This window comes from Rhodohalobacter halophilus (genome assembly GCF_001715195.1).
In the GTDB taxonomy this organism is placed as follows: Bacteria; Bacteroidota; Rhodothermia; order Balneolales; family Balneolaceae; genus Rhodohalobacter; species Rhodohalobacter halophilus.
Map to the genome: position 1 here is coordinate 1 of NZ_MDWE01000020.1, position 12,855 is coordinate 12,855.

General features: G+C 44.5%; 10 protein-coding genes and 1 pseudogene. 3 read left to right on the forward strand and 8 right to left on the reverse strand.

Annotated elements, in window-relative coordinates:
* A pseudogene (locus BG260_RS06500) lies at positions 1-239 on the forward strand (LPS export ABC transporter ATP-binding protein); the annotation flags it as partial.
* 12 nt (positions 240-251) lie between these two features.
* Positions 252-566: a rhodanese-like domain-containing protein gene (locus BG260_RS06505; protein ID WP_069131157.1), complete on the forward strand. Its 315-nt coding sequence runs from the start codon at positions 252-254 to the stop codon at positions 564-566.
* Here BG260_RS06505 and rho read toward each other — a convergent pair whose 3' ends face one another.
* The 8 genes from rho to glgB form a co-directional block, all read right to left on the reverse strand.
* On the reverse strand, positions 567-1,781 hold the full coding sequence (gene rho, locus BG260_RS06510) for a transcription termination factor Rho (protein WP_083750142.1): 1,215 nt from the start codon (positions 1,779-1,781) through the stop codon (positions 567-569).
* A 170-nt stretch (positions 1,782-1,951) separates the two neighbouring features.
* Positions 1,952-3,271 (reverse strand): tetratricopeptide repeat protein, encoded by a 1,320-nt coding sequence (locus BG260_RS06515; protein ID WP_069131158.1) that lies wholly within the window; start codon positions 3,269-3,271, stop codon positions 1,952-1,954.
* A gap of 48 nt (positions 3,272-3,319) precedes the next feature.
* Positions 3,320-4,633 carry a hypothetical protein gene (locus BG260_RS06520; protein ID WP_069131159.1) on the reverse strand — a complete coding sequence of 438 codons (1,314 nt, stop codon included), beginning with the start codon at positions 4,631-4,633 and terminating at the stop codon, positions 3,320-3,322.
* A 9-nt stretch (positions 4,634-4,642) separates the two neighbouring features.
* Positions 4,643-5,914, reverse strand: a complete 1,272-nt coding sequence (locus BG260_RS06525) for a hypothetical protein (RefSeq protein WP_069131160.1) — start codon at positions 5,912-5,914, stop codon at positions 4,643-4,645.
* Entirely contained in the window at positions 5,907-6,713 is an 807-nt protein-coding gene (locus tag BG260_RS06530; RefSeq protein WP_069131161.1) for a glycogen/starch synthase, read from the reverse strand. Before BG260_RS06530 ends, BG260_RS06525 begins: the two co-directional genes overlap by 8 nt.
* An 11-nt stretch (positions 6,714-6,724) precedes the next feature.
* Positions 6,725-7,555 carry a phosphosulfolactate synthase gene (locus tag BG260_RS06535; RefSeq protein WP_069131162.1) on the reverse strand — a complete coding sequence of 277 codons (831 nt, stop codon included), beginning with the start codon at positions 7,553-7,555 and terminating at the stop codon, positions 6,725-6,727.
* A 77-nt stretch (positions 7,556-7,632) separates the two neighbouring features.
* Entirely contained in the window at positions 7,633-9,144 is a 1,512-nt protein-coding gene (malQ, locus tag BG260_RS06540; RefSeq protein ID WP_069131163.1) for a 4-alpha-glucanotransferase, read from the reverse strand.
* Between the two features lie 45 nt (positions 9,145-9,189).
* Entirely contained in the window at positions 9,190-11,394 is a 2,205-nt protein-coding gene (glgB, locus tag BG260_RS06545) for a 1,4-alpha-glucan branching protein GlgB (RefSeq protein ID WP_069131164.1), read from the reverse strand.
* Positions 11,395-11,498: 104 nt separating this feature from the next.
* On the opposite strand from glgB, the gene BG260_RS06550 reads away from it, so the two are divergent.
* The gene (locus BG260_RS06550; RefSeq protein WP_069131165.1) at positions 11,499-12,725 is read left to right on the forward strand and encodes an FtsX-like permease family protein; all 1,227 of its coding nucleotides are present in this window, start codon (positions 11,499-11,501) and stop codon (positions 12,723-12,725) included.
* Positions 12,726-12,855: the final 130 nt, after the last annotated feature.

Genomic DNA, 12,855 nt, shown 5'->3' on the forward strand with positions numbered 1-12,855 from the left:
TAGATCCGATTGCTGTGGAAGATATTCAGGAAATTGTAGCCGGACTGAAGGGAAGAAATATCGGAATTTTTATCACCGATCATAACGTGCACGAAACTTTAGCCATAACAGATCGGGCGTACCTGATGTTTGAAGGTAAAATCCTTCGTGAAGGCACGGCTGAGCAGCTTGCCGAAGATGAGGAAGCGAAAAAACTCTACCTAGGCTCACAATTTAAACTGGACAGATATCAACCATAGTCAGCTAAACTGATGGAAACAACTGCGAAAGAGTTAAAGCAAAAACGGGATAACAATGAATCGTTTGTCTTACTGGATGTGCGAGAGCCGCATGAGTATTACATAGCTGACCTCGACGGGACAACCCGGATTCCATATGATCAGTTAGAAACAGAGTCTGACAGCCTTGATCCAAATGAAGAAATCGTCGTTCTCTGTCGATCAGGCAGCTCTGCAGCCGATGCTGCAAAACTTCTGGAAAAGAAGGGATTCAATAATGTTTCCGTGCTTAAAGGTGGCATCAACGAGTGGGGCAAACAGATTGACCCCACTCTCCCGCAGTATTAATCAGGTTATTGCTGCAATCTGTTGAAATAACTCTTCATTACTATCGGTCCGCCTCATCACCTGCAGCAGCATACTCATCGACTCCTTCGGTGACTTCTTCAGCAAAAATCTGCGCACCATGTTTCGCTCTTCAAGCGAATCTGTGATAAACTTATCTTCGTTTCTTGTTCCCGATGCTGCAATGTTGATTGCAGGAAATATTCGGTCGTTGGCAATTTCCCGATCCAAAACCAGCTCCATATTTCCGGTTCCCTTAAACTCCTCAAAAATGAGGTCATCCATTCTGGAGTTGGTTTCAACCAGGCACGTGGCAATAATTGTCAGCGAACCACCTCCTTCAATCTTTCTGGCTGAACCAAAAATCTTCTTAGGTATTTCAAGAGCTCGAATGTCTAAACCACCTGAAAGCGTTCGGCCACTGTTGCTCTGTACGGCGTTGTAAGCCCGTCCGAGCCGTGTCAGGGAGTCGATTAACAGTACTGCATGTTCACCGACTTCAGCTTTTCGTTTCACGTATCCAAGCGCCATTTCAGATATCCTTACATGGCTCTCTGTGGGTTTGTCATTAGATGATGCAAATACGTCAGCATTAGTTGAACGCAAAAAGTCCGTCACCTCTTCTGGCCGCTCATCCACAAGCAGTATTCCCGTGTAAATGTCGGGATGATTTTCGGTTAGGCTACGAGCTATTTTTTTGAGCAGCACCGTTTTACCTGTACGGGGTGGCGCCACAATGAGTGCTCGCTGTCCGCGCCCAATAGGTGAAATAAGATCCATTACGCGCAGCTCAATATCCTCTGCATTATACCCAAGTTTGATATACTCGTTCGGCATAATGGGAGTCTGCAGCTCAAAACGATTTACCTTTTGCCACTCTTCTGCTGCCTTGCCATTTATTCGTTCAATATTATGAACATGACGATTACCGCTTTGATCTTGTTCAAATTCACCCTCAAGGATTAGCCCGGAGCGTAAATCGTAATGTTTCACTTCATCAGGTTTCAGAAACGGATCTTTGGGATCCATGCTGAATTCAAAATCGAGCTTCCGTATAAAGCCGTAACCCTTTTGGTTAATTTCCAAAACACCGTTATACCGGCCGCCAATACGGGTCTTTTGATTGTGATGAAACTTTGGGATAAAAACGTTCTTTTTGTTTCCCTTGCCTTTTCCTTTAGGCTTATTTCTGCCTTTATTTTTTCGCGAACGTGCCATGCACAGTAGATTTATTTATGTGAAGTAAAATGTTAGAATGTGATGTTTAAATAGCTTTAGCGTAAGACGAGCTGAGAATTCCACAGAGTAGCAGAATTGAGAAATGAGAGAGCGATATAATTTATACCGCTCTGCTCAATAAGATAAGGAAGGAAATTGTAGATCAAAAATTATCGAACCGTTGTTGTCTCATCGATCCAGGCATAACATTCAGAAATGTTGCTGCCAATCCGGATTTCATCTCCGGTTTCCCACCCTCTGAAAAACTTGTCTTCCGAGCTTGGTGTTACAGGCTCATACGTTCTGTATTGTCTTTCTACAGTGTTTGCAACAGAAGAGTCCGCCGAACGAGCACGGTCTAAGTAATCGAGTACAAGCCAGTACACAGATCTGTCGTCCCTATCCATTTGCCGGCCGGAAGTACACTGACGGATCGCGGACGCATAGATATCGGCCATTTTTAAATAAGGATCGCCCCAGTTACGGTCAAGCTGTATCCCTCTTCGGGCAAATCTTCTTGCTTCCTGAAGATTCCCCATATTCTGGCTGATATCAGCCAACTGCATGACAGCTGTTTTACGCTGAGAGTTTGACTCGGCAATATCCAGTGCCTGCTGCCAGTAGTTTAATGCCTGCCTGTTTTGCCCGTCAGAAAGTGCGTATTCAGCGAGCCGTTTTGCATTTTCGTATGTTCGCTCAGCCTCAAAAATTTGCCGGGCATAGTCAATCGCTTCATCTCTCATTCCGCTGCTTTCGTATAGATTTGCGATCTCCTTCAGAAGGGTGATGTCACCCGGATTTTCAGCCAGTCTTCCTTCAAGAAACTCAATTCGCTCCTCGGGATCTGAAAACAGACCATCGCGAATCTCGTTAATTTGATTCATCAAAGAGTTCCCTGCGAACGATTCCACTTCATCAATCATTGCCAAAGCCTTTTCACGCTCACCCTTTGACACATAATTTGAAAGCAAAATATTGATGTAATATCCGTCTCCGGCCTGGGTTAAACGCTCAGCATCCAGTTCATAGGCTTTTTCATACTCTTCGTATGCGCGATCCATTCCGCCCGAAATGTTGCTTTGATTTTCCTGATAAAAACGACCTTTGTTAAAATGCCAGGTGTAGAAGTCTATCTCATCTTCCGAGAACGTTTCAAAAGCATCATCATAGATAATCTGAACTGTATCAAGATACGCTGATGCCAGAGATGGGTCAGACTCCTGTTTGGCAAGCTCTCTGTAAACATTGATCATTCGCTCGTATTGACGAGGCAGACTGAAGCGATTGGCGCCTTCAATATTACGGGGTTTTGCCTCAAGCATCCATCGACCAAATTGCAGAGCCATATCATAATTGCCGGTTCTGTAATTTTCATAAAAAATGGAGTATGCCTGCAATTCACTCATGCCGTAGGGCGGTTCGGCATCCTGTGCATTTACACTGGTTGAAATTGCAATCAGAATGACGAATGCTGCAATGATCTTTTTCATATTACTTCAGTTGGTTACTTAATTTATACTCGTAGAGCAACTGCCGGCTTATTGAAACTTAGGCCGAACAAACATCAGTTCTGCCAGGTTTAGAGAAAGTTTAAAACCCCATACATTCTCTTTAACTAAATTGGAGGATTCTGTTCCCCGAATACCATATTGAAAGCTGAGATCTACAGAGGATGAAGATTGCCGCCCGATAAAACCGATTCCCGCATTCAGATAAATGGTGTCTATATCTTCACCATTTATGTTTAAATGACCGGTATCGTACGATGATCCTAAACTATACTTAAAATTAGAGAAAAACCCTCCTCTTTGCTCGGTTCTATATGGATGGTATTGAACACCAAACCCGGCTTTCATCCTGTCCTTATAATAAGCCTGCTGTTCCGGGCTGTAACTGTACTCTGCTTCACTCCAGTTCTGCATCAGTACTTCAGTCGATAAAATCACGTATCTGTTTAAATTATACGTAAGGCCTGTGTTAATTTCCATAGGCAATTTAACAGTGCCATCCATGTTCGCTTGATTTCCTCCAAGCTCAATAAGTGTCCTTCGCCCGTTTACGGTACGGAATGCTGTTACAGACCGCTCCGCATCAATGGATACCGGTAATGAAACAGTTGCACCCAGTGAGATCTGATCTTCCGATCCAAATATATTTCCTTTTCTTGCGTATATACCAAACTTATGACCAAATGCATACCCTTCAATTTCCCGGTTATAGGTAATTCCACGATAGGTCATATCTGAAAATGCCGCAGACACTTCTTGGTCTTGAGTTAACAGATAAGCCCCCATCGAATAACCGACTGAAATGTTGTCGAACAATCGGTAACCGGCACCAAACTCAAATTTGTTGATTCCACCCGATCCCTGTGTATTTGTAAGATAATCCACATCATCAAGGCCAACTCCCTCAATTGGTGTGAACGATCCCTCTGTAATTCGCTGAAAGTCGGAGCGAGTTACGGGGCTGAATCCTACTGAAAAGCCAAGTTTACTTCGCAGAACGGGGAGAACAAGTTGAAAGTTTTCAAATGCAAAAAGTGCTTTTCTGGACGAGTCGAACTGATCACTTGCATTGTAGTTCAACATACTCACCGCAACCGAACCGTGTGTGAACGCAGATAACCCCCATTGTGCAGGGTTCGTAATATTCGCAGATGAACCGGAATACAGCCCAACACCGCTGAGCCCCATTCCCATACTGTTTGCCGCCTGAACATCAGAAGGTGTACCTATTCCAAAACCGGAATAAAATGAACCGGAGTTTGCAAGATCATCATTCTGGGCGTGCGCTGTTTCAAGAACCGCAAATCCAAATATAACTGTAAAAAGGGGTAGTAAATATTTCATGTGTATACCTTATTCAACTGATGTGATGATTAATCGGGGTCTTCTGCTTTCTGCTGCCGTATCATCATTCAGCTTAACTGAATAAAAAGTTCCGTTTACTGTTTGAACTGAAAAGTAGAGCGGGCCGGTATTACTCTCACCATATACTCTGTCCAGCACATATTGAGTTACATCCACCTTGAACAGATCTTCGTCTTCATTAAGATCGGCACCATAGTTGGGCGAGGAGATAAATATTTCCGAAATCAGATCGGCAGGCGGATTTGAAAATGTGTGTGCTCGTATCGTTTCTACTTCCGGCCTCAAAATATTGCTGTGCATTTCCTCATCTGATCGGTCAACGGTAAAGATAAGGCTTGCATTTACAATATTTTTTGAACCCAGGTCTCCTGTATTCAAGTCAAGATCCACCTCCATAATCTGGCCAATGTTATGAAGCACGTAACCCGATGTGTATTCCGGCTCATCAGATCGAACTGTAAAGGATCCCCAGTCGCGCAGTGCTACAGGGCCAACAACTTCCACCTCTTCTTCATCCTCATCCAGCTCCGTTGTGTGAATCTGAAACTCTGTAATAGCCGTATCTTCATCATCCTGAGGGGTGTGACGCAGAAAACGAATCTTAGAATTCGTCTCCGCTGGAACCACCGCCAAACCAAAGAACTCACGGGCGTAGAGGGAATCCACATTTGCACTTTCAGAATTGAAGTACGATCTGTATTTATCCACCCAATCGGCGCTCAATTCAACTTCTACCGTATCTTCATTGGCTATCTGAAATTCACCCACTTTGGCATTAAGATCTACGGAAGCAGGTTGATTGTATCGAATCTCGTTGCCTCTCCATCTTTCAGCCATCTCAAACAGCTCAAAGTTGGCAACAGAACCATCCTCACCATAAACCGATTCATTAAATACCAGCCGTAGGGACATGGTGTCGCCCTCTTTTAATGTGTCTACTACTGAAGATGAGAGTGCCGGTTTAAGCACAGCAATGGCATTTAATGTACCATAAACAGGGTCTTCAAGATATCCCATCGCCGAACTCTGAAGACGGCCGGAAAATGTGTTTGCCTCGATAGGGGTAATACTGTCTACTGAATATTCATCTTTTTCAACCGTACTTCCATCAGGCCCTAAACCTTCACCGACTGAACCGGGAGATTCACAACTTATGAATAGCGGAATGAAGAAAAGAAGAAGAAAGGCAGCGATGTTGGGTCGGCTGCCTTTCGTAATAATCTCTTTATTTGTGAGATTGGAAACAGATGAATTATTCATCTTTTCCGGTGATTTGCCGGTAGTAGTCTGCGAATTTTTTTGATACATCTTCGGGCGAACCCTGAATTTTTGTTGGGTTAATATTCAATTCTTTAAACAGATCGTCGAACTGATCTTTCAGGTGGTTACCTGTAACAACGTGGTCACTGTGTTTCAAACCTGTCTTCAATAAATCTACCACACCGTCCTCTACGTAGGAATTAATATCTACATTTTCAGGAAGGCCCAGCAGATCCAGAATGTTGGATCCTTCAAACTGTCCTTTGTTCTCCGGATGGTGCAGATTATACACAATCTGGGTATTCTTGAAAATCTCTTCGTTCTTATACTTGGTTCGTACCAGAAGAGGAATCAATCCTGCGGGCCAGTCGTGGCAGTGGATAATGTCAGGCTCCCATCCAAGGTTGATAACAGTTTCGAGCACTCCTTTATTGTAAAAAGCCAGACGCTCATCGTTGTCGTCATAAAACTTTTCGGTTTTGGGATTGTCGAACATCCCTTTTCGCTTGAAGTACTTATCGTTATCGAGGAAATAGACCTGAAGCTTAGCATTTGGAATACTCGCCACTTTAATCTTCATACTCTCAACTTCATCCCCTACCTCAACCTCAATTCCTGAAAGTCGAATTACTTCGTGAAGCCGGTTACGGCGGTCGTTAATGGTTCCAAACTTTGGAAGTAAGATTCTGATTTCAAATCCCTGATCCTGCAGTGATGCCGGCAAAAAGCGCAACAAGTCAGCAGTGTAGGTCATTCTGGCGAAGGGTGCAATTTCTGCGGCTGCGTATAATATTTTCATAATTTTAAATCTTACTTAGTAGTCTCTCGGGAACCGTTTGAATTAGAGTTACCGGAATAGGCTTTCTGCAACTGATTGTCTTCTATCGAATAAAAGTCAAATAGGGTGTCTCCTCGCAAACCTAAACGTATGGTCTCAACAGAAATTACTTCTGTAGGGGCAACATTTCCGAGGTTCACATTGCTTCCAAATTTCTTAATAAACCAAACCTGCTGATCTTTTTGAGGAGCTTCAAAAATCAGGTCACTCATCGGTATCTGGTCGGTAATTTCGTCGATTAATCCGGACCGGATTTCACCGTTTGGCCTAAACAGACCAACCGTTCCGCTTTCCCGTGCCTCACATATCACTTTCCAGCTGCCGGCTTCCATTTCGTTGTTAATCATTTTCACCCACTTGTAGGGCGGAATGATAGAGTCCGGATTCTTGCTGCCAACTTCCGATAATACCGTAAAATCCCGGCTCAGCTCGTTGATAATATCCAGCTTCTTATTTTCCGAAAGCCAGATAGTTCCGTTAGAAACCTCCACATGCTGAATCTCATACCTCTTTAGCAGTTCAACATACGCATCTAACTGACCTCTCAAAACATACGCCTCAAATAGCGTACCGCCAAAATAGACCGGAATATCATGCTTTTTATAAACTTCCAGTTTTTCTGAAAGGTTCTGTGTTACATATGAAGTGCCCCACCCAAGCTTAACAATATCGGTGTAACCGGAGGCAGCTTCACAAAAATCTTCAACTTGACGAACACTAAACCCTTTGTCGAGTGCGAGAGTAATGCCTTTATTTCGGGGTTTATTAGTCCGTTTAGGCAGATGATTGAGCTTAAATTGCATTCAATGCGATTTATTCATTATTAAGACGGCGTAAGATACAAAATCACACCTTTTATTGAAAAGGGTGTTATTGCCTATCAGTTATTTTCCTCATCCTGTAAAACTCTGTTTCCTAAAACGGCCAGATATTTGATCCGGTCTTCATCAACATCGTTTAGCATATTGGGTGTATATCGCCAAAGCCAGTTATCGCCTACGGTTCCGGGCAGATTCATTCTGTGCTGAGTTCCCAGGTTCATAAAATCCTGAAGCGGGAAAATCGCCTGATCGGCAACCGACAACATACCGAGACGAACCAACTCCCATCCGGGCTGGCTTCCATCCGATTTTGTATACTCTCTGAGGCGATGTTTTTCTACCTCCGGAGCCTGATTGTACCAGCCAATTGTGGTGTCGTTGTCGTGAGTTCCAGTATACGTAACGCAGTTCTGCGGATAGTTATGCGGCAGGAAACTATTTGATGAGTCCGAATCGAATGCAAACTGCAAGATCTTCATGCCCGGAAAATTGAAGGAGTCCCTCAAATCTTCTACTTCAGGTGTCATCACGCCAAGATCTTCTGCAATAATTGGCAGTTCACCCAACTCTTTGTGAATGGTTTTGAACAGTTCCTTGCCCGGTGCTTTTACCCACTTGCCGTTAATAGCTGTCTCTTCAGATGCTTTCACCTCCCAGTAGGCATCAAATCCTCGAAAATGATCCACTCGAATGGCATCATAGAGTTCAAACATCTGGCGAAAACGGTTTACCCACCAGGTAAATCCATCTTTCTTAAGCTCTTTCCATTTATAGAGAGGATTCCCCCATAGCTGTCCCGTTTCGCTGAAATAGTCAGGCGGAACACCCGCAACCAACTGTCGATTTCCCTGTTTATCCACTGCAAAATACTTTGGGTTTGACCAGACATCCGAACTGTTGTGATCCACAAAAATGGGTATATCCCCAATCACACGGATCCCTCTCTCGTTTGCGTACGCTTTCAATTCACTCCACTGATTGAAAAACTCGAACTGCAGCCAGAGCTGATACTCTATTTCCTCTTTAAACTCTTTTTCAACTTTTTGAACTGCTTTTGGCTTACGCTGTGCAATTCCCTCATCCCACTGATTCCACGGCTGCTTGTCATTATTTTTCAGACAGGTCATAAACAGACAATAATCGTGAAGCCACACCTCATTTTCCTGTTTAAACACCATCAGCATTTTTTCATCTTCAGCCGTCAAATCCCGATAAAAGGTATTCGACGCCTTTTTGTAGAGCTTATCTTTCACTTCGTACGACTTCTCATACTCCGCAACAGTTTTAACAGGCAATTCGGCCTTTTTTACCTCATCCGCTGACAATAATCCCTTTTCTACCAAAAGATCTAAACTGATCAGATAGTGATTTCCGGCAAATGCCGAGTAGCTGGCATAGGGTGAATTTCCGTAACCGGTAGGGCACAAAGGAAGCATCTGCCAGATGGTTTGATGGGTCCGTTCCAGGAAATCAATAAAATCCCGGGCTTCATACCCCAGGTCGCCCATCCCATATTTTGAGGGAAATGAGGTTGGATGCACTAATGTGCCACAAGAGCGTGGAAATCTCATAATTTGCTAAAATTTTAAGTTTTCAATAATTGATTGAATAGCCTTCTATTTTTTAGGCTTCAAAATAACACCGGCCAGTGGCGGTACGGTAACCGTAATATTTGCCGGTTGACTGTGCCATGCGCCATCCTGCCCTTTGATAACATTTGGCCCGGCATTGCTGCCACCGTAGTAAGCAGAATCACTGTTTAAAACCACTTCATATTCCCGGGCCTCAGGCACCCCGAATTTGTACTGTTGATGCAATGTTGGCGTGAAGTTGAGCAAGAATACCAGGTAATCGTCAGGGTCTTTTCCTTTTCGAATAAACGATAGCATACTGTTATCCGCATCACTGATATCTATCCACTCAAAGCCCTCCCAGCTAAAATCTACCTGATGCATGGCCGGTTCGCCCCGGTATATTCCGTTTAAATCTTTAACCAGATTTTGGATTCCCTTGTGGTTCTCCCACTGAAGCAGGTGCCAGTCAATAGAGTGCTGTTCTGACCATTCACTCCACTGTGCAAACTCACCACCCATAAAGAGGAGTTTTTTACCGGGATGACCAAACATATAGGTGTAGAGAAGTCGGAGATTGGCGAACTTCTGCCAGTCGTCTCCGGGCATTTTCGAGAGCAGAGACTGCTTCATATGAACCACTTCATCGTGGGATAGAGGCAGAATAAACTGTTCAGAAAACGCATAGATTAACGAAAACGAGAGCTGATCCTGGTGGTACTTCCGGTATATCGGATCCTTCTGCATGTAATCAAGCGAGTCGTTCATCCAACCCATATTCCACTTAAAATCGAAACCAAGACCGCCGGAAGAAGTGGGGCGTGAAACACCCTGCCACGATGTAGACTCCTCCGCAAAGGTCAGAACTCCCGGGTAGTAGTCGTGAAGTACCTCGTTGAATCGTCGAAGAAAATGTATCGCCTGTAGATTTTCTCTTCCGCCATACTCATTCGGCACCCATTCACCATCTTCTCGGGAGTAGTCTAAATAGAGCATGGATGCCACAGCATCAACCCGAAGCCCATCAATATGAAACTCCTTTATCCAAAAAATTGCGTTGGAAATCAGAAAGTTAAGTACTTCGGTTCGCCCGAAATTAAAAATATTGGTTCCCCAATCTTTGTGCTCGCCCAAACGCGGATCTTCATGTTCATAAAGAGCCGTCCCGTCAAATCGCCTCAACCCGTGATCGTCCTTCGTAAAATGAGCCGGCACCCAGTCCAGAATAACTCCAATTCCGGCCTGATGACACCTGTCAATGAAATACTTAAAGTCTTCCGGCTTACCGAATCGACTGGTTGGTGCAAAGTAACCCGTAATTTGATATCCCCAGGATGGATCGTAGGGGTGCTCAGCTATCGGCATCAACTCCACATGCGTAAAATTCATCTCCTGTAAATATGGAACCAGGTCGTCCGCCAGTTCACGATAGGAGAGAAATCCGGGATCTTCTCCAACTTTTCGTTTCCACGAACCGGCATGAATCTCATAAATACTGATAGGTTTGTCGTGGTGCTGGTTTGTATCACGATGATCAACCCAATCTCCATCATTCCAGTCATACGTATCGTTCCAGACTTTTGAAGCTGTGCCGGGGCGAAGCTCCGAAAAACGAGCATACGGATCGGCTTTCTTGGCAGGTGCCTGACCGGGGTGTGTTTTAATCTCAAACTTGTAGAGATCACCCTTCGTTACATGCGGTATGAATGTCTCCCAAATTCCTTGATCAGGATATTTCCGCATTCCGTGAACCCGGCCATCCCAGTTATTAAATGATCCGATCACGCTAACCCTTGACGCAGAAGGTGCACACACTACAAAATGCACACCACTCACACCATCTACGGTCTTTAGGTGCGCACCCATCATTTCGTACGCAAAATGGTGGTTTCCTTCACCCCAGAGCTGTAGATCGTAGTCGGTCAGCATCGGCCCAAATCGGTATGGGTCTTCTATTGTATAAATATCTCCTTCATATGGTGTGATTTCCAAGGTGTATTCAAACCGATTCTTTCGGCGGCTGAAAACGTGTTCGAAAAGACCTGTTTCGGATGCCCGGGTAAGTTCAACCGCCTTTCCTTTGTCTGGCATGACCCGGACAGACTTCGCATCAGGCCGGAAAACCCTCACAACCAATTTCTCTTTTTTATCAATTTTTTCTGTATGCAGCCCCAACACGGAAAACAGATCGCCATGACTGCCGTTGGATATTGCCTGAATTTCTTCGATTTTAAGCGTCAAGTTATTCACATCCCCTTAGATTTGATTTGCTAACACTTTAAAATAAAAATTTTATAGCCAAATTGATGGTCCCATTTTGCAGGTCTGTGGTTTAGGTTAGAAATCAGCACTGAATGAATATTACCCGTTTTATATCAAGGCGTTATCTTTTTTCCCGAAAACACATTTCGCTGATTTCTGTACTTACCTCAATCAGTATTGCGGGGATCACAATCGGCACTGCACTGTTAATCATTATTCTCTCGGTTTTTAACGGTTTCTTCGATGTTATCCGGGGGTTCCTGCTCTCATTTGATCCCGATATCCGGATTGAGCTTGCCGAGGCGAACACCATGCCGTTTGATCCCGACCTCATTCAACAGCTTCAGGATCACCCGGAAGTGGTTCAGGTTGCACCCTATGTAGAAGGAAAAGCCATGCTTATTTCAGATGGCAATCAAAATGATGTGGTAATTGTTCGCGGCATCGAACGAAGTTCTCACATACGAATTTCTGATCTGGAACAGAGCGTCCAAAACGGTGTTTTTGACCTTTCTGTACAGGATGGCAAACCCGGCCTTGTAATCAGCAGTTCACTGTCCGGTCAGTATGGACTCAGCCCGGGTGATGAAATTGCCCTCCTCAGCGCAGCCGGCATGAGGCGTGCCATCACACAGTTCTCAGCTCCGAGGGTCAGCCGTTTTCAGGTTCGCGGCAGCTACAACATCCAACAGATCATTGATGATGATATCACCTACATCAACCTAACCGCGGCCCAGCGGCTATTCAATATGCGGGATAAAATCACCGGTCTCGATCTGCAGCTTACAGATACAGACCGCGCGGATCAGGTACGAGAAGAACTGGCAGGTATTGTGGGTCCTGAGTTTAGAATTCAAACCTGGTACGATCTGCAAAAACCTCTCTACGATGTAATGTACCTTGAAAAGTGGGGATCATACTTTATACTGATGATTATTGTTCTGGTAGCAGCGCTCAATATTGTCGGTTCACTTACGATGATTGTGATCCAGAAAAAGAAAGACATCGGTGTTCTGATTTCCATGGGAATGACCTCAAAAAAAATTCGACAGATCTTTATTAGCCAGGGAGTTCAAATCGGGCTGATCGGCTGCGGGATTGGCGGTGTTCTTGGGGTTGGTGTATCATGGCTGCAGCAAGAGTATGGACTGGTAAAGCTAACCTCATCCTTCATCATAGATGCTTATCCTGTAGCTATCCAGCCATTGGACATTGCACTTGTTGTGGGCGGCAGTTTACTTCTCTGTGTGGCTGCAAGCTGGTATCCGGCTGCAAGAGCCTCCAGGGTAGAGCCCGCCGAAGCCGTAAGGGGAGAGTAAAATTCCCCTGAACTCGAACGACTTCAAGCGATTTCCAAACCCATTTTGCTAACTTCCTCGAATAATTACTGCATTTGAAGGAATATGGCGGCCAATTCTGTGGCATGAGACAACCGGTGGCTGATGCCCC

Coding starts and splice junctions, on each gene's coding strand:
- BG260_RS06505 (WP_069131157.1), top strand. CDS start 252: ATGGAAACAACTGCGAAAGAGTTAAAGCAAAAACGGGATAACAATGAA.
- BG260_RS06515 (WP_069131158.1), bottom strand. CDS start 3,271: ATGAAAAAGATCATTGCAGCATTCGTCATTCTGATTGCAATTTCAACC.
- rho (WP_083750142.1), bottom strand. CDS start 1,781: ATGGCACGTTCGCGAAAAAATAAAGGCAGAAATAAGCCTAAAGGAAAA.
- BG260_RS06535 (WP_069131162.1), bottom strand. CDS start 7,555: ATGCAATTTAAGCTCAATCATCTGCCTAAACGGACTAATAAACCCCGA.
- BG260_RS06525 (WP_069131160.1), bottom strand. CDS start 5,914: ATGAATAATTCATCTGTTTCCAATCTCACAAATAAAGAGATTATTACG.
- malQ (WP_069131163.1), bottom strand. CDS start 9,144: ATGAGATTTCCACGCTCTTGTGGCACATTAGTGCATCCAACCTCATTT.
- BG260_RS06550 (WP_069131165.1), top strand. CDS start 11,499: ATGAATATTACCCGTTTTATATCAAGGCGTTATCTTTTTTCCCGAAAA.
- BG260_RS06520 (WP_069131159.1), bottom strand. CDS start 4,633: ATGAAATATTTACTACCCCTTTTTACAGTTATATTTGGATTTGCGGTT.
- BG260_RS06530 (WP_069131161.1), bottom strand. CDS start 6,713: ATGAAAATATTATACGCAGCCGCAGAAATTGCACCCTTCGCCAGAATG.